The organism is Ignatzschineria ureiclastica (assembly GCF_003121845.1).
GTDB lineage: Bacteria > Pseudomonadota > Gammaproteobacteria > Cardiobacteriales > Wohlfahrtiimonadaceae > Ignatzschineria > Ignatzschineria ureiclastica.
Map to the genome: position 1 here is coordinate 242,686 of NZ_QEWQ01000001.1, position 18,573 is coordinate 261,258.

15 protein-coding genes are annotated in these 18,573 nt (G+C 41.1%); 6 read left to right on the forward strand and 9 right to left on the reverse strand.

Going from position 1 to position 18,573, the window contains the following annotated elements:
* Window positions 1-99 precede the first annotated feature (99 nt).
* Window positions 100-1,110 carry an NAD(P)-dependent oxidoreductase gene (locus DC083_RS00940; RefSeq protein ID WP_109188418.1) on the forward strand — a complete coding sequence of 337 codons (1,011 nt, stop codon included), beginning with the start codon at window positions 100-102 and terminating at the stop codon, window positions 1,108-1,110.
* Between the two features lie 163 nt (window positions 1,111-1,273).
* Window positions 1,274-1,531, forward strand: a complete 258-nt coding sequence (locus DC083_RS00945; RefSeq protein WP_026878611.1) for a hypothetical protein — start codon at window positions 1,274-1,276, stop codon at window positions 1,529-1,531.
* Window positions 1,532-1,652: 121 nt separating this feature from the next.
* Here the strand turns inward: DC083_RS00945 and rlmB are convergent, their stop codons facing one another.
* On the reverse strand, window positions 1,653-2,402 hold the full coding sequence (rlmB, locus tag DC083_RS00950) for a 23S rRNA (guanosine(2251)-2'-O)-methyltransferase RlmB (protein WP_109188419.1): 750 nt from the start codon (window positions 2,400-2,402) through the stop codon (window positions 1,653-1,655).
* A 388-nt stretch (window positions 2,403-2,790) separates the two neighbouring features.
* Here rlmB and DC083_RS00955 point away from each other — a divergent pair, with 388 nt between their 5' ends.
* Window positions 2,791-4,119, forward strand: coding sequence for a cytochrome ubiquinol oxidase subunit I (locus DC083_RS00955; protein WP_109188420.1), 1,329 nt, complete (start codon window positions 2,791-2,793; stop codon window positions 4,117-4,119).
* A gap of 3 nt (window positions 4,120-4,122) precedes the next feature.
* On the forward strand, window positions 4,123-5,133 hold the full coding sequence (locus tag DC083_RS00960; protein WP_109188421.1) for a cytochrome d ubiquinol oxidase subunit II: 1,011 nt from the start codon (window positions 4,123-4,125) through the stop codon (window positions 5,131-5,133).
* A gap of 570 nt (window positions 5,134-5,703) precedes the next feature.
* Here DC083_RS00960 and fbaA read toward each other — a convergent pair.
* Together fbaA and DC083_RS00970 are read right to left on the reverse strand one after the other, a co-directional pair.
* Complete coding sequence (fbaA, locus tag DC083_RS00965; protein ID WP_109188422.1) at window positions 5,704-6,789, reverse strand: class II fructose-bisphosphate aldolase; 1,086 nt, start codon at window positions 6,787-6,789, stop codon at window positions 5,704-5,706.
* 336 nt (window positions 6,790-7,125) lie between these two features.
* On the reverse strand, window positions 7,126-8,325 hold the full coding sequence (locus DC083_RS00970; RefSeq protein WP_109188423.1) for an aminotransferase class I/II-fold pyridoxal phosphate-dependent enzyme: 1,200 nt from the start codon (window positions 8,323-8,325) through the stop codon (window positions 7,126-7,128).
* Between the two features lie 654 nt (window positions 8,326-8,979).
* On the opposite strand from DC083_RS00970, the gene typA reads away from it, so the two are divergent.
* Window positions 8,980-10,803, forward strand: coding sequence for a translational GTPase TypA (gene typA / locus DC083_RS00975; RefSeq protein WP_109188735.1), 1,824 nt, complete (start codon window positions 8,980-8,982; stop codon window positions 10,801-10,803).
* A gap of 344 nt (window positions 10,804-11,147) precedes the next feature.
* Here the strand turns inward: typA and DC083_RS00980 are convergent, their stop codons facing one another.
* The 6 genes from DC083_RS00980 to DC083_RS01005 all read right to left on the reverse strand — a co-directional run bounded on the left by DC083_RS00980 (window position 11,148) and on the right by DC083_RS01005 (window position 17,075).
* Window positions 11,148-11,456 carry a hypothetical protein gene (locus DC083_RS00980; RefSeq protein ID WP_109188424.1) on the reverse strand — a complete coding sequence of 103 codons (309 nt, stop codon included), beginning with the start codon at window positions 11,454-11,456 and terminating at the stop codon, window positions 11,148-11,150.
* Window positions 11,457-12,071: 615 nt separating this feature from the next.
* Entirely contained in the window at window positions 12,072-13,046 is a 975-nt protein-coding gene (nagZ, locus tag DC083_RS00985) for a beta-N-acetylhexosaminidase (RefSeq protein ID WP_109188425.1), read from the reverse strand.
* A gap of 321 nt (window positions 13,047-13,367) precedes the next feature.
* Window positions 13,368-14,174 carry a ferritin-like domain-containing protein gene (locus DC083_RS00990; protein ID WP_109188426.1) on the reverse strand — a complete coding sequence of 269 codons (807 nt, stop codon included), beginning with the start codon at window positions 14,172-14,174 and terminating at the stop codon, window positions 13,368-13,370.
* Window positions 14,175-14,229: 55 nt separating this feature from the next.
* The gene (gene ruvB, locus DC083_RS00995; RefSeq protein WP_109188427.1) at window positions 14,230-15,288 is read right to left on the reverse strand and encodes a Holliday junction branch migration DNA helicase RuvB; all 1,059 of its coding nucleotides are present in this window, start codon (window positions 15,286-15,288) and stop codon (window positions 14,230-14,232) included.
* A gap of 239 nt (window positions 15,289-15,527) precedes the next feature.
* Entirely contained in the window at window positions 15,528-16,340 is an 813-nt protein-coding gene (gene folE2, locus DC083_RS01000; protein WP_157954857.1) for a GTP cyclohydrolase FolE2, read from the reverse strand.
* 219 nt (window positions 16,341-16,559) lie between these two features.
* The gene (locus tag DC083_RS01005) at window positions 16,560-17,075 is read right to left on the reverse strand and encodes an LPS-assembly lipoprotein LptE (RefSeq protein ID WP_157954858.1); all 516 of its coding nucleotides are present in this window, start codon (window positions 17,073-17,075) and stop codon (window positions 16,560-16,562) included.
* A gap of 360 nt (window positions 17,076-17,435) precedes the next feature.
* On the opposite strand from DC083_RS01005, the gene lpxL reads away from it, so the two are divergent.
* On the forward strand, window positions 17,436-18,347 hold the full coding sequence (gene lpxL, locus DC083_RS01010) for an LpxL/LpxP family Kdo(2)-lipid IV(A) lauroyl/palmitoleoyl acyltransferase (protein ID WP_109188430.1): 912 nt from the start codon (window positions 17,436-17,438) through the stop codon (window positions 18,345-18,347).
* The last annotated feature ends 226 nt before the right edge of the window (window positions 18,348-18,573 follow it).

Sequence of the window (18,573 nt, forward strand, 5' to 3'; positions counted from 1 at the left end):
AGATACACTAAAGGCATAATCATCAATAATCACCACAGATGATCACCATCAATCATAATGATCAAGCCCCAAAATTGAAGATCAGGCAAGGAACTACTTATGGAACAAGCCACTAACAATGCGTTAAATATTCTCTATCTTACCGAAAATGGTCGAGGATTTGATCGTTGGCAGGCGATGTTTACGAAGCGCCATCTCAATAATAATCTCAATAATAATCTCAATACCGAGATAACACTGAATTTAATTAATTATCAAGATATTACCGATATCGAGCAATTTGATTTTGCCGGCATTGATGTGGTGCTTGCTTGGAAACCGCCTCGGGGAATCTTTCCACGTCTAACCCATCTTAAACTCATTCAATCCTTAGGAATGGGCGTTGACCATCTCTTTGCGTGCCCTGATTTGCCGTCAGAAATTCCTATTGCGCGCATTATCGATCAAGATATGATTACCCAAATGGAAGAGTATTGCTTATATGGCACACTCACCGCTTTCCGGCAATTTCAACGTTATCAAAAACAGCAACAAGAATCCTTTTGGCAACCGCTTCCCCGTCATCGTCATTCAGAGTTTCAAATTGGGATTTTAGGCTTGGGGGAACTGGGATTATCGGTCGCTAAAAGACTCTATCAAAATGGTTTCACAGCGCTAAGAGGCTGGGCGAGAAGTGAAAAATCGATCGATTTTCTCAAGAGCTTCGCCGGCGAATCCACACTAGATCAGTTCGCCTCTGAGCTGGATCTTCTGATCTGTCTATTGCCCTTAACGCCAGAAACACAAGGAATTTTAAATCAGTCACTCTTTGCCCAACTCAAACAAGGGGCTTACCTCATTAATCCTGCGCGCGGGGATCATCTTATTGAAACCGATCTCCTCTCAGCCATCGATCAGGGGCAACTCTCCGGTGCGCTTCTTGATGTCTTCTCTACAGAACCCTTGCCGGAAAATCATCCTTTTTGGCATTCTTCCGAGCTGATTATTACGCCCCACGTTGCTGCCTCAACTAACCCTGATACCGCTACAACGCAAGTATTAGAGAATATTACCAGAGTGATCGCCGGCGAATTACCTCACAATGCTATCAATCCACAACGAGGTTATTAACTGCCTCTTAACTACCGCTTGACCATTTTCGAGAATAGATGCACTACGGATTCGCTATATTAGCTCTTGATAATTTATGATATATTTAGACAATCAATGTGTGAAACACTTCTTTTTGAAGTCTTTCCACTAAAATAATTCACTCGCTAAAAGGTTCTGTACGATGTTAGCCCTCAATAAATTTATGTTTTACGCTGGAATGATTATCTCACTGATCGGAACATTGATCGGGATTCCGGTATTAATCTTTGGTTCACAAAAAATCGGCATCTATCTTGTGACGATCTGTGTTCCTTTCGGCTTTCTGCTCTGGTTTACCGGATTTGTGGCTTATACCTTTTTACGCCCTAACGATATGCGTCGCAAAGATGATCAAGCCCATAGTGAAGCAGAACAGTATCAACGTCGCGTGCCGGATTAATGACAAAAGTTATCTCAAGAAAAGCAAAAGGATAGATTCATTGAAAATCTATCCTTTTTTATCTCTGCTCATTACTGACCCAATTAATCGCTTGATTCCTTGAGCGAATATCCGATTGAGGCTATTTACCCAAATGACGTTGACGATAAGCCTCGGCTAATGTGACGCCCGTTGCCACTGAAACATTAAGGCTTTCGATCTCCCCTTCCATCGGGATCTTCACGATAAAATCACAATTCTTCTCCGTCAAACGACGCATTCCCGATCCTTCTGAGCCCATCACAATCGCTAACGGCCCCCGAAAATCCGCAGTAAAAATGGTCGTATCCCCGCCGCCGGCAAGCCCTGAAACCCAAATACCGCGCGCTTTGATCTTCTCTAACATTCGAGAAAGATTCGTCACTTCAATAAAAGGCACACGTTCAGAGCTACCACTCGATACTTTACGCACAATCGGCGTTAAAGAACAGGCATTATCTTTCGGTACAATCACCGCATCTACACCAAAGGCTTCGGCACTGCGTAGACAAGCCCCCACATTATGGGGATCTTGGACTTCATCTAAGATCAAGAGAAAAGGATGCTCCCCTGCTTGATCAATCTCATCGAGCAATTTATAGAGGAATTCTTCCCCCTCCGGCGCACGGACTTCAATCAGCGCAAGCACGCCTTGATGACGGCTATCAGGCATCTGTTGGTCAAGTGTCGCACTATCAACACGCTCTACTTTAATATGGAATTGTTCTGCTAAAAGATAAAATTCCTGCATTCGCTTATCTTTACGGCTTGGATCAAGCATCACTCGAATCACTCGATCTTCTCTAATTGCCGCTTCTACTGCGTGAAATCCATAAATCCACTCTTGTGCCATAATAACTGCTCATCCCTTTTTCGCCCGCCGGCGATGATCTACTGATACTGATGAATAAATAATGAAAAATAAAGAAGCGTTAATCATACACCGATTGTCAGATTATTTCTAACTCATACCATGAAACCCTTTGAACGCTAATTCTAGCAATCAAATGATCCGATTTTTCACCCTATTTTCATCTTATTTTCATATTGTTCTCAATCAATTTTGATCTTCCAAAATATTGGAAATGTCTCTTTAAAATACTCATAAAATCAAATTGTAGAACAACTATTTACCTTTTTGTAAATTTAAAACAATTTATATTTTTCTATATTTAGATTTATCAATAAAATGCTCTATAATAGCCCTACTTATTATTTTGTAATTTCCAAGAGGGCTTTATATGGAACTCGATCCTATAGTACTCGCGCGAATACAGTTCGCCATTAACATTACGTTTCACATTATCTTCCCTAGTATCAATATTGCACTTGCCTGGATATTGCTCTTCTTTAAACTGCGTTATGAGAAGACCAACAATCAGCAATGGCTCAATGCTTACAACTTCTGGGTTAAAATCTTTGCTCTAAGCTTTGCTATCGGCGTTGTCACCGGCGTCACTATGAGCTTCCAATTTGGGACTAACTGGCCTGGATTTATGGAACACGTGGGCAATATTGCAGGTCCATTATTAGGCTATGAAGTACTCACTGCATTCTTCCTAGAAGCAACATTCCTTGGGGTGATGCTCTTTGGGCAGAAACGTGTTTCTCCTTTTATTCACAACCTCGCGACTTTCTTAGTGGCGGTCGGAACCACTTTGTCTGCTTTTTGGATTATTGCACTCAACTCTTGGATGCAAACTCCCGCAGGCTACGAGATGATTGATGGTGTTGCACACGTGACGAGCTGGTGGGATGCGATCTTTACCCCTTCATTCTTAACACGCCTTGCCCATATGTTACTCGCTTCAGGCTTAACCGCTGCATTCTTAGTGGCAGGGATCTCTGCCTATAAGATTATGAAAGGCGACCCTTCAGAAGCAAGCCGTAAAGCACTGAATGTGGGTGTAATTGTGGCGGCTATCTTAATCCCTATTCAAATCTTTATTGGCGACCAATCAGGGCTTTTAGTCTTAAAACATCAGCCGGATAAGTTAGCGGCCATTGAAGCCATTTGGGATACCGAAGCACCTATGGCATTTAATGTAATTGCTTTCCCCAATGAAGAGACGCGCAGTAATGACTTTGCCCTGTCTATCCCTCATTTAGGAAGCTTAATCTTAACCCATAGTTGGGATGGCCAAGTTCTCGGATTGAATGAATTTAAAGAGCATCCGCCGGTTGCGATCGTCTTCTGGAGCTTTAGAATCATGGTGGGTATTGGTTTATTAATGCTCCTCACTTCTTGGATCGGTGCTGTGCAGTTAATGCGCCGGAAAGAGATTGGCCGGAAGATGATTCGTGTCTTTTTTATGATGACATTCTCAGGCTGGGTTGCGGTTATCTTTGGCTGGTACACTACTGAAATTGGGCGTCAACCTTGGATTGTCTACGACCTCATCAAGACAGCGGATGCCGTTGCCCCCCATGGCGTTTCAGTCATGATTCCATCGTTACTGATCTATTCTTTAATTTATCTATTTGTCCTCGTCAGCTACTTATCAGTTCTCTTCTACATGATTAATAAGACTGTTAAGCGCAATATTGCTGCAGAACAACAAGGAGCGTAAATCATGGATGCTGCTACAATTTTACCCGTAATATTTGCCGGCCTGATGGCGGCAGCTGTTTTCTTCTATATTATCTTCGATGGTTACGATCTCGGCGTTGGGATTCTCTTCCCGTTTATGCGTAAGCGAGAAGATCGAGATCAAATGGTCGCAACGGTTGATCCTTTCTGGGATGCCAATGAGACTTGGATTGTGTTAGGAATTGGAGTCATCTTTATCGCCTTCCCGAAAGCCTATGGGGATATTCTTGTGACACTCTATATTCCAACGGTCTTAATGCTCGGTGGACTGATTATTCGCGGGGCGGCTTTTGACTTCCGTAATACCGCGCAAGAGCATCGTAAAATCCTTTGGGATCGACTCTTCTGCTTCGGCTCTTACCTTGCCACAATGTCTCAAGGGGTGATGATCGGGATTTATGCTACAGGCCTTGAACATACTGTCGCTAACTGGATCTTCGCACTCTGCGTGGGCGTTGCTGTCTGCTTTGGTTATGCGTTATTAGGCTCAGCGTGGCTTATTTTTAAGGCAGAAGGACATATTCGTCTTTTTGCAGCAAAAGCTATTCGTCACTCCATCTTCCTCGCATTCTTGGCAATTATCCTCGTTTCTGTCGGTATGCCGTATACAAGCCCGATTGTCTATGAGAAATGGTTCTCTTATCCGCACCTACTCTATCTCATGCCTATTCCTGCGGCTTGTGTGATCTTTGCTTTCATCATCTTTATGGTGACAAAATTTATCGAATCAGATACCACTTACAAGTATGATTGGGTCCCTTACCTCTTCTCAGTCTTGATCGTACTCTGTACCTTCATCGGCTTTGGTTATAGTATTTTCCCAGATATTATTCTTGGAAAACTCACTATTTGGGAAGCAAGTTCAGCCCCTAAATCACTCGAATTCACCCTTTGGGGTGTTGCGATTGTTTTACCCCTGATCTTGATCTATACATTCTATGTTCATAAGATCTTTGGCGGTAAAATCAGACCTCATGATCATGATGGCTATTAATCACTTAGTAGAAGATTAGTGACAATTCATCATAATGATAGAAAGGGTTACCACGGGTAGCCCTTTTTTGTAGATTTCTATTTATTAAAAATAAGAATAGTCATCCCATCGCCGGGGCGAATAATCCCGTTCTTCCAATAATCCCGCGCCGGCAGTTGAGGCATCTATCAATCCTCCGATATTCCAGTCGATCGAAAAGCTTTAAGCTTCTCACCTGCGGGCGCTCGCTCTGTCTGGATTTGCAACCATTCCCTCCCGCCGTGAGTAAGCCTCTATTTATAGTAAATTTGGTTTAAGAAAAATGATTTTAAACAACACTTGCAAGATGCCGGATAGAACAGCTTTCGCACTTCTTACAACTGATGCGCCGGCATTTTAATAAGTTTATTTTGAACCGATTTCACTATAAATAACTCAGAAGATTGATCCCGTCGTCGGTAGTTGGAGCTTTTTTTACACTTAAATCTAAGGCATTAAAAAAGCCCAAGTATTTAAAATACTTAGGCTTTCTCATTGATCATTGACCGCTAACAACGGTTATACAATCAATTGAATTGTAATAAGTAATTATTAGTTACGATTCATACCATTCAAATCTTCATACGCGACTAATACACGTTTCACAAGGCTCTCTTGACCTTTACGAAGCCAAGCGCGTGGATCGTAGTAAGCTTTATTTGGACCAAATGGATCTTTTGGATTACCCAATTGAGATTGAAGATAACCTTCATTCTCTTTGTAGTAGTTCAATACGCCTTCCCAAGTTGCCCATTGTGTATCGGTGTCAATATTCATCTTGATCACGCCATAACTAATCGCATCACGAATATCTTTCAAATCTGAACCTGAACCACCATGGAATACGAAGTTCAATGGTTTTTCACCTAAATTGAATTTCTCCGCCACATATTTTTGTGAGTTATCAAGAATGATGGGTTTCAGCTCAACATTTCCTGGTTTATAAACACCATGCACGTTACCGAAAGAAGCCGCAATAGTGAATCGTGGGCTCACCTTGCTCAATTCTTCATAAGCATAAGCAACATCTTCAGGTTGAGTGTAGAGAAGCGCATTATCTACTGATGAATTATCAACGCCATCTTCTTCACCGCCGGTGATGCCTAACTCGATTTCAAGTGTCATCCCCATTTTCGCAAGGCGCTCAAGATATTTTGCACAAGTTGCGATATTATCTTCTAAAGTATCTTCAGAAAGATCAATCATATGAGATGAAAAGAGCGGTTTACCTGTTTCTGCGTAGAATTTTTCACCCGCATCTAATAAACCATCAATCCAAGGAAGTAATTTACGTGCAGCATGGTCTGTATGTAAAATCACAGGAACACCATAAGCTTCCGCCATAGCGTGTACATGTTTAGCACCGGCAACAGCCCCTAATACAGCCGCACCTTGGCCATTGTAGTCTGCTAATTTTAAACCTTTACCGGCATAAAACTGCGCACCACCGTTAGAAAACTGAATAATCACAGGTGATTTTGCTTTCGCAGCTGCTTCTAATACCCCATTAATAGATTCAGTATTGACAACATTGATCGCAGGAATCGCAAAGTTATTCTCTTTTGCAATCGCGAACACTTTTTGTACATCATCTCCAGAGAGAACGCCTGGTTTTACTACATCAAGTACTTTAGTCATACTACAACACTCCTACATAAATTGAAAAACAGTTCTATTTTAACCGATATAAACGCCGATATCTACCGTCTTTTTGCCCCATTTCTCGACGATTCGCCAGATCTTATAACAAAAAAACTACAAGCTATTGTCTATATGGAAAAGTTTCTCTATTCGTCAGGTTTTAAATAAATTAAAGCAAATTAAAAGCCATTTATCATCATGATTAAATGGCTTTTAATTATAACATACTACATTCTTAACCTATTGATTTACCGCAATTTCAATCAACCTAATGCCGTTATTTCTGCTATTTTCTTACGCTTAATTTGATAAGCCTTAGGGTAAAAATCACCGCTAGAGTAACCCATCTTTCACAAATAATGCTCTTAGGTTTTCAATCGCCTTCTCCGTCCGCTCTGAATCAACAATCAACCCAAAACGCACATAACCCTCACCACCCTCACCGAAGCCGATACCGGGCGATACGGCTACAGAAGCCTCTTTAATGAGTTTCTCAGCAAATTTCATCGAACCTAACGCTTGATATGCTTCAGGAATTTTTGCCCATAAGAACATCGATGCTTTCGGTTTCTTTACATCCCAACCAATCGAGGCTAAGCCTTCACAGAGTTGATCACGACGGGTTTGATAACGTAGACGAATCTCTTCAACACAATCTTGAGGCCCTGTTAAAGCAACGGAAGCGGCATATTGAATTGGTGCAAATGAGCCATAATCCAGATAGGATTTCATCTTCGTAAGCGCCGCAATTAATGTTGCATTTCCCACCATAAAACCAACGCGCCAGCCGGCCATATTATAGCTTTTAGAGAGTGTATAAGCTTCAACAGCAATCTCTTTAGCCCCTTCCACTTCTAAAATGGAGGGTGCGCGATAACCATCAAAAGAGAGGTCAGCATACGCTAAATCATGCACGATCCAGATATTATGCTTTTTCGCAAGTGCAACAATACGCTCAAAAAAGGCGATATCAACACATTCAGAAGTGGGATTCGATGGATAATTGAGAATCATCATCTTCGGTTTAACCGGTGAATTTTCAATTGCAGCTTGTAGATTTGCTTCAAAATCATCTTCAGGACCGGCCGGCACCTGAATCACTGTCGCCCCTGCAATAATCGGCCCGTAAGTATGAATGGGGTACGCAGGATCTGGTACAAGGACAACATCGCCTTTATCGAGTACAGCTAACGTTAAATCCGCTAATCCCTCTTTAGAACCAATGGTATAAATCGCTTCTGTTTCAGGATCAAGTGTCACAGCAAATTTCCGCTGATACCAATCACAGATCGCTTTACGCACTGGCACAATCCCTTTTGAGGCTGAATAACGATGATTCTCTCCGGCTTGGGCGGCATCCACTAAGGCATTGACAATATGTTGCGGTGTTGGCTGGTCTGGGTTACCCATACCAAAATCAATGACATCTTGACCATTGGCGGCGGCCTCTGCTTTTAACTGATCAATCACGCTAAAAACATAAGGGGGCAGCAAATCAAGACGTTTGAAGTCTGTGGATGGTTGTTGTGACATGAAGTTCCTCTTTGTGAATACTTTCTTGTAAATAATCTATTAATAAATCTATTCAATAATAAAAAATAGGACAGCTATTTAGTACCTCTACATTTAGTATCTCTATATCTAAAGTCTCTACCAAATCTAGCGTCTCTATCGAATACCATTAATATAACAGCCTTTATAGGATAAGCTAGTGATCACTCATTGATATTTCTGGTTAACCGCTGACTGACGCTTCATAACCTAATATTGATTCATAACCTCTGTTACATAACCTCTGTTATTTTTCACTCACCATGCATCAATCATGCTTTTATAGTAAGACGTTTTATTTAATGAGGAATCCGAATGCGCTTTAGAGAGCTAAAACCTTGAGATTTTTAACTGTCGACCTTCTCGCAAATTACGCATAATTTCAAATATTGTCAATCATCGAAAGAAGTCTATTTATTTTACAAATGAAGATTTATCACTACTTTTTTGTAATTCATTGTATTTACTATCCTTTTAAGCCTATCCATTCTCAATACCTTAAAGTAAATTAACTCAAAAAAAACGAAAAAAATAAGCTATAATATCTGCCTAGAAAACAGACAACCTTAATGCAACACGCCTGATGCAGCCCTTCTAGATTGCCATTAGGCACTGAAAATGACTAAAGAAGAGAAAATGATAGAAAAATTAAGAAACATCGCCATTATTGCCCACGTTGACCATGGTAAAACAACGCTCGTTGACCAATTGCTCAAAAGTTCAGGCACATTTGATGCACGAGAAGAAGTGGCAGAGCGAGTCATGGACTCGAATCAGCTCGAAAAAGAGCGTGGTATCACCATTCTTTCTAAAAATACTGCGATTAATTGGAAAGATTACCGTATCAATATCGTAGATACGCCGGGACATGCGGACTTTGGTGGCGAGGTTGAACGGGTTCTCTCTATGGTTGACTCTGTATTATTACTCGTTGACTCTGTTGAAGGTCCTATGCCTCAAACGCGTTTCGTCACACAAAAAGCGTTTGCAATGGGCTTTAAACCGATCGTAGTGATCAATAAAATTGACCGTCCTGGCGCTCGTCCTGATTGGGTTTTAGATCAAACATTTGAGCTCTTCGATAAACTCGGCGCAACAGATGAACAACTTGACTTCCCTGTAGTTTACGCTTCAGGTCTCAATGGCTTTGCCGGTTTAACGGATGATGTTCGTAGTGGTGACTTTGAGCCACTATTCCAAGCGATTGTAGATCACGTTCCTGCACCTAATGTTGAAGTCGATGCGCCATTCCAACTACAAGTCTCCTCATTGGACTACAACTCTTATGTAGGTGTGATCGGTATTGGTCGTATCAAGCGCGGTAAAGTACATAAAAATATGAACGTGGTTGCGATCGATCGTGAAGGCAATAAACGTTCTGGTAAAATTCAACAAATCCTTGGCTTCCACGGCCTTAATAAAATCGAATTTGAATCAGCACAAGCTGGCGATATCATCAGCTTTACAGGTTTAGATCCACTCTTTATTTCAGATACGATCTGTGATCCACAAAACGTAGAAGCTTTACCACCATTAACAGTGGATGAACCCACCGTTTCTATGATGTTGCAGGTAAATACTTCTCCATTTGCAGGTAAAGAGGGTAAATTTGTCACTTCACGTCAAATCAAAGAGCGTCTTGAAGAGGAACTACTTCATAACGTTGCCCTTCGTGTTGAGCCGACAGATAGTGCCGATGTCTTTAAAGTATCAGGTCGTGGGGAACTTCACCTTTCAGTCTTAATTGAAAATATGCGTCGTGAAGGCTATGAGATGGCGGTCGGTCGTCCTCAAGTCATTATTCGTGAAGAGAACGGTGAGAAACTTGAACCTTACGAAACACTAACGTTCGATATCGAAGAGCGTCACCAAGGTGATATTATGGCGCAAATGGGAACCCGTTTTGCAGAATTGCAAGATATGGTGCCAGATGGTAAAGGTCGTATTCGTATCGACTATATCATTCCTTCACGAGGTTTGATCGGTTTCCAAACAGAGTTTATGACTCTTACCAATGGTACAGGTTTAATGTTCCATAACTTTGATCATTATGGTCCTATCAAAAAAGGTACCGTAGGCCAACGTCAAAATGGCGTATTAATCTCAAATGGTCAAGGTAAAGCATTAGCCTATGCGCTCTTTAACCTTCAAGAACGTGGTCGCCTCTTTACAAGCCATGGTGATGAGATCTATGAAGGTCAAATTATCGGTATTCATAGTCGCGACAATGACTTAGTTGTGAATGCGCTTCGGGCAAAACAGCTAACCAATATTCGTGCGGCAGGTACCGATGAAGCATTAACACTTTCAACGCCGATTAAGTTAACACTTGAGCGTGCTATTGAGTTTATTGATGACGATGAGTTAGTAGAAGTTACACCAAAATCTATCCGTCTTCGTAAGCGTTATTTAACTGAAGCAGATCGCCGTAAGTTACAGCGCTCAGCTAAAGATCAATAGGTTCGTTAATCAATAGATCCGAGTCAATAGATTCTAGTCAATGGATCTATTGTCAGCGCTTAACGGTCATTTAAGCTCAAATGATATAGATGAAAAACAGAAAACCGCTCAATTAATGAGCGGTTTTTTATGGTCATCACATCTCGAAAATATCATTTAAAATCAGCATGATACAATCATACCAACATTATCCCCGAGCTATGATCATCTTATCCTGAAACTTATCCACAGAAATTGTGGGTAACTTTAATCGATTTGAGGATAACGAAAAAGATCACGATTCAAGAACGAAAATAGTTGCCCTGCTTTTCTCTCTTAACCTCTTCTCTCTTGAATATTATGATTTACGATTTAGGCTCTTCATCTGAAGCTTCGCTGTTCCCTTCGGTATCATCAGCAGATTTTTCTGTCGTATCCTCATCTGTCTCAGTTGGCTTTTTTGAATCGTCGCTTTCCTCTTGCGTCGTCTCTGCTTTTACTTCTTCAGCACCAGATGCCTCTGTTTTAACGGCTTCTGTTTTAGACTCCTCCGCTTTAGCGGCTGCATCTTCTGCTTTAGATTCGGTTTTGTGATCATGGGTATGATGATGCTCCGCTTTTGCTTTGCCCATCAATTCTGCAATTTTCTCTTTAATCATCTCAATAAAACTCATTTTAACCTCCATACATTGTTACGAGTATCCATCAAATGTATTGTTAAAATAACATATTATATTAATAATTTTAAGTAAATATTATTTTTAAATAAAATAACACCAAATAAAGAGATCGAATTATTATAGTAAATTTGGTTTAAGAAAAATGATTTTAAACAACGCTTGCAAGATGCCGGATAGAAAGGCTTCCTTACTTATTACAACCGATGCGCCGGCATTTAAATAATACTTATTTTGAACCGACATTACTATCATACTGAAAATTAAATATATGCTTTATAGTAAATTCGATTTAAGAAAAAGGGGGTTCAAAAATAGATAAAACCTGACTTGCCAACACTTGCAAGATGCCGGATAGAACGGCTTCCTTACTTATTACAACCGGTGCGCCGGCATTTGAATAATGCTTATTATTAACTACAATCACTACAATTAAAATTAAAATTATAATTATAATTATAATTTATACATTAAGACATTAAGACATTAAGACATTCAAAAATTATGACATAAATATTATAACATTCATGTTTTACGGTCTCGCAGAGTTTCTCTCAGTTTACTTTTTTCATTGCTTTTTCAGTGCTCTATTGCACTCTAATATTTCATCACTCAATCTATTTTTAATAATGAGCGAATCGCTACCATGTCATTACAGAGTAGTACAATATTAATACCGGCATCAAAACAGGCTGTTACTTTCTCTTCCACACTTCCTAAGTGATTTGCACCGCCCATATCAAGATCATCACTAATAATGGCACCGCGAAACCCGAGCTGATTACGAAGAAAGTTAAGCCATTGCTGAGAAGTAATCACTGTATGTTCAGCATCTAAGCAAGAGAAGATAATATGCGCAGGCATCAAGCCTTCAATTCCTGCCTGAATGAGCGTTTTAAAAGGTAATAAATCGCTCTCTTCTAATTCTGCTAACGATCGATCATCGCGGGCTATTGCTAAATGAGTATCCACATTGACAAATCCATGTCCCGGGAAATGCTTCGCAACACCAATAGAGCCTCCCGCTTTTAGCCCCTCATAAAGTGCTGAAACAAGCTTTGCAACGACTTTCCCATCTCGATGAAAAGCACGATCTCCAATGGCAGGATTGACGCCATAATCAAGATCACACACCGGTGCATAACTAAAATCAACCCCCACCGATTGTAACTCTCTTGCAATGGTATAACCGGTATTAAAAGCAAGCGTTAATGCCTCTTCTGGTGTGTTGTCATAATGATCCCCTAACGCTCGCATCGGCGCTAAAGCCGTAAAGCCTTCTCGAAAACGCTGAACGCGCCCGCCTTCATGATCGACAGAAATCAGTAATTGGGGATTAATCGCCTTAATACTTGCTGTCAACGCCTTTAGTTGCTCAATATCCCGATAATTACGACTAAAAAGAATCACGCCACCAACTAGCGGATGTTGTAGCCATTCCCGCTCTTCCTCTGTCAAAATAACACCGGAAATGCCGATCAATACCGATGATTTCAGTGCCAGTAACTTCGACTTCACGTTTTCATGATTTGCGATATAGTACGTTTGATCATGAGTTTGCTGATCTAATTCATCAATCTGTTTCATCCGATTCCTTCTCGATATTAAGGGTTAAGCCACAACGACCTTTTGTCGCTGATTATTGGTAAGTTTAATCTAGGGTTTTATAGTAAATTTGGTTTAAGAAAAATGGTTTTTAAACAGCTATCGTGGGATTTTAAAAGAACATCAAACCTGACTCACCAACACTTGCAAGATGCCGGGTAGAACAGCTTCCTTACCTCAATCAGCTGATGCGCCGGCATTTAAATAGCGCTCATTTTAAGCCGATATTACTATACTTGATGCTTATATTTTGTGATTACCTTTGTGATTATCTTTGTGATTACGCAATGATGATCTGCAAAACTACTTCAAATCAATAGAATCTACTAAGAAATCAATCTCTTCTTGGGTAAAGCCTGAGCGTAATCTTGCCTCGATATTAAAGGGCGGCTTCAATGTTTGCCCATACTCATCAAGCAGTGCAAAAAAAGTCTCTTTCGGGGGTAAATTGCGAGCATTGCAGAGATAACGATACCAATGATTCCCTACTAATACATGCCCCTCCTCTTCTTCTAGAATAATATGAAGCATCGCCACGACCTCTTCTTCTTTCGCCTGTTTAAGCTTATTGATAATACCCGGCGTAACATCAAGCCCGCGAGCTTCTAATACTCTTGGTACAAGCGCCATACGAATTAAAGGGTCGTGAGCTGTTCTCTCTGCAGAATCCCATAGACCGCTATGGGCTTCAAAAGCGCCATAATAGCTGCCTGCCCGTTCTAGATATCCCGCTAGTAATCCAAAATGTTTCGCTTCATCATTCGCCACCGAAATCCAATCTTTATAAAATTGTAACGGCATATTACGAAAGCGATAAGCAGCATCTAGCCCTAAATTAATGGCATTAAATTCAATATGGCAAATGGCATGTACGAGTGCCAAAATCCCCTCTTTACTCCCTAGACCTCGGCGAGGCACATCGCTTGGATGCACTAAACGAGGGGCTTCCGGTCGTCCTGCGGGTAAAATCTCGGCAATATCATGATCACGATAAGGCGCAATCTCACCTGTTTGCAAAGCCTCATGTAAACTTCGCACTTTACTGCATTTTAATGCAGGATCTGTTTCATAGAGCGCATCGGCTACTTGTTGATAAAAATCGTTGGTCATCTCATTCTCACAATACGGCTACAAACTTACTCATACAAAATCTATTAACACAACGCTACTCTTTCGGCGATAGAGTATCCGCTGTAACCTCTATTTCTGTTTCAAGGTCACTATCAATAGTCAAACCAAAATAGCGCCGGCAATGATTAGTCGCCACGCGCCCTCTCGGTGTGCGCATAATAAATCCTTCTTGTATTAAGAAAGGCTCAATCATATCTTCAAGCGTCCCTTTCTCTTCCCCTATTGCGGCTGCTAAAGTATCAATACCGACCGGTCCGCCATCAAATTTATCCACGATTAAACGTAGGAAATTGCGGTCATGTTCATCTAAACCGGCATTATCGATATCAAGCATCGTCAATGCTCGCTGTGCAATCTCAATGGTAATATCCCCATCGGCTTCTACCTGTGCTACATCTCGCACTCGGCGCAGTAATCGGTTCGCAATTCGCGGCGTACCTCGAGAACGCCGACCAATCTCAAATGCGCCTTCCTCAGTAATCGGGGCATTCATCAAACTCGCCGAACGTTTAACGATCTTCGTGAGCTCTTCGTGGGTATAGAACATCAAACGCGAGACAATTCCAAAACGATCTCGAAGTGGAGAGGATAATAATCCGGCTCTTGTAGTGGCACCTATCAGTGTAAAAGGGGGAAGATCGATCTTCACTGAGCGCGCGGCAGGCCCTTCTCCGATCATAATATCAAGTTGATAATCCTCCATCGCAGGATAGAGCACCTCTTCTACCGCAGGATTGAGCCGATGAATCTCATCAATAAAGAGAATATCATTCTCTTCAAGACTCGTCAGAATCGCGGCTAAATCCCCGGCCTTTTCCAAGATCGGTCCTGAAGTCTGCTTCAACCCCACGCCCATTTCATAAGCAATAATATGCGCGAGTGTTGTTTTACCTAATCCTGGTGGACCAAAGAGTAAAACATGGTCGAGCGCTTCTTGTCGCTGCCTTGCCGCTTGAATATAGATATTAAGTTGCCGGCGAATCGGTAATTGCCCGGTATAATCGGCGAGTTGCCGAGGACGAATCGCACGATCGATCACCTTCTCTTCTTCAAAAGGTTGATCGCTCGCAATTAGGCGATCGGATTCTATCATCTATATCTCCTCAATAGATCGGTGCCCTAAATGACACACGTGAAACATTGCTAATATGTAATATTGTACTATCTTAACAAAAAGTAAGCCTCAATGATCATTTCTCTCTGGAAATTCATTGAGGCTTTTTGTTAAACCGCGCTATTACCGAGTGAATGGTATTAATGACTCGATCTGAATGACTCGATCTGAATGACTCGATCTGAATGACTCTATTTGAACGACTCTATCTGATTATCCTAAAAGATATAATTTACTTTCGCATAGGCTTGATGATTATGAATCGATTCAAAATTTTCCGACTGAACTGAAAATGCTAATAAATCAGTTCGTTCACGCAGTAGAACCACTAAATCCCGCACTAAATCCTCTACAAATTGTGGATTTTTGTAAGCATGTTCCGTGACATATTTCTCATCCGGACGCTTCAAGAGCGGATAGAGTTTTGAGGAACCGACTGATTCCATCGTTTTCAATAACTGGTCGATCTCTAAAGCAGCAAAGCTGGTAAAATCTTTAAATTCTAAAGTGATCGTTAAGTGAGAACGCTGTGAATGGGCACTAAATTCAGAGATCTCTTTTGAACAAGGGCAAAGACTTGTAACCGGCGCCATCAGATGAAGCGTGTAACTTGAATCCGCCTCATCCTCACAGAGTTCTACATCAATGCCACATTCAAAATCCATTAAGCTCTTCGCTTTTGAAACAGGCGCTTCTCTTTCAAAAAAGAGGGGGAACTGTAGTGAAGCCTGAGCCTGAGGTGCATCAAGCTTAGTTTTAAGATCTTGCAATAGAATGCCGACACCTTCAAGTGAAAACGGTTTAGGCTGCATATCCCATACTTCGATAAAACGTGACATATGCGTGCCTTTACGTTCTTTTTGTAGCGTCACCGTAAAAGCCGCTTCCATCACCGTATGTTGACTCTTCCCACCATTGGCAAACTCAAGCGGAAGACGTAACCCGCTAATACCTACTTGAGAAATCTCTACATTTCGTTCATCTTCATACGCCTGTACATCTTTAATAGTGGTTAACGCTCCGTTACTCACAATAATTCCCTCTTTCTTTGTTGTTCTTTATTATTAAACAATCTTGACTGAATATGCTTTGGCTAAATAGCCTTCTACTGAATAATCGCTCTATCTGACTTGCCCAGTGATAACATCATACATCCATTCCCATAGCTGCATAATGATCATTACGACTGAGCAGTTAGATAAATCTCATTTTAAATTCAACTCCCGATTCCATTTTAGATTTCATTCCAATTAACGACTCCGCATCTGTACACCAAGACGACGGATAAAATCTTGGCTCAACTCAATCGCAAGCTCCCGTTTAATCGCTTCCTCGGCGGTTGTTTTCGCTAAAGGTTCCCGCTCATCAAGGGTGAAGCTCTCTGATTTTGAGAATTGTTCTGGTCTAAAAATCAATTGGCCACTGCGATCACTTATATAGATTGTGGCAAATAGTTCGTTAGTATAGGTTCGGTAGATCCCTGTGGTATTACTCGAGACAATCCGAGAATCATAGGTTTCTTGGACATTGATGATCATATCCGCCTCTTTAACATTGTCCACAAATGTGACTTGTGAACGAAGCGCTCTTTGAATATAGAAGGCCACGCTATCGAGTGAATAAGCAGGTTCATTACTTTCGATAAAGGCTTTCTGATACGCCTCCGGAAATTGTACATTCCCTCGCAGATGAAAACCACATCCTACAAGTGCCAATACCGTAACACAAAGCAGTAACCATTGTGCCCATCGTTTCTGTAATTGCATAAAAAGACCTTCTATCATAATGAAATTGTCTGAATCAAAATTGCGCTATATGGAAGTTATGATCATGAAATCGACTATTCATGTTTTATCATTTTCACAAGGATTTGAAAGGCTGATTTTAACGCATATTGCCAATAAAATCCCATTAAATATCAATTGCACCTAGAAAGATAACGCATTCGTTTGTGACCTTCACCGATAGGTGCTTCCATTCTATGAATTCAACATAGTGAAAAACAGCGGTGATATTCCCGTGATATTGCCTCTAAGTAGTTTAAAATTCATACAATGATCAACAATCCCCGACAACGTAAAAAAATGATATAATCAGTGCAATTTATATAGAGTTAATAAACGAGTATGCAGACAAGAACCGCGCCAAAAGCCTCTGACCATAAGTTGCTCGCTTTTGGAATATTTCTCGCCAAAATCGTAGCGCACCTCCCCTTACCTTTCCTACTATTTTTAGGAAAGATCGTCGGATTTTGCTCCTACTATGTGGCCGGCAGTCGCCGCAAAATTATCAGACGTAATATTGAGCTCTGCTTCCCAGAACTCGATCAAAAAGCGCAAAAAAAACTAATTAAAGCGAACTTTCTCTCGATGGGAATGGCGATTTTTGAAGTGATTATTGCGTGGTATATGCCACGTAAACAGCTGGAAAAACATCTTGTTTATGAAGGATTAGAGAATCTTAAAGCCTTTGAAGCAAGTGGTAAAGGCGCGCTGCTCTTAACCCTGCATATGACGCCGCTTGAACTCGGCGGTCGCGCGATCTCGTTTCAAACGAAAGTGCGTGGCATGTATCGCCAACATGAAAATGAATATTATGAGTATGTGCAATATCAAGGGCGTTTTGAGCAATCAGGGCTTGAGCCTATCACTCGAGATGAAACACGACGTATGATCAAATTACTGCGTGCCGGCGATCTAATCTGGTACGCACCTGATCAAAATTATGGTAGTACAGACCATGTCTTTATCCCTTTTTTTGGAGTGGATGCGCTTACGATTACTGCGACTTCAACGCTCTGCCGATTAGGAAAGGCCGCTGCACTTCCTTATTATGTTGTTCGTAAAGGCAGCCGCTATCATATCCGTATTTTGCCAATGTTAGAGCATTTCCCCACCGAAGATTTAGAAGCGGATACACTTCGCATTAATCAGATGTTTGAATCTTGGATTATGGAAGCGCCTGAACAATATCTCTGGGCTCATCGTCGCTTTAAAACTCGCCCCGAGGGAGAAGAGAGCCTCTATCAAGATTTATAGATTGAGAGATTTAGGGATTTAGGAATTTAGGGATTTCTAGATGATAAAGGGCTTATACAAGGTTTATAAGAATTTATCAGGTGAGCAGTGAAAAAGTCCGTAAAAACGCCCACTCTTTCCCATCTCAAGCGAAGATATAAAAGACAACCTCAAGAGACGATCTAGAGCAAATTATGAATAGCGTACGATAGAGTGTTATAGTCCTTTTACTTTTTTTTCGGTATAA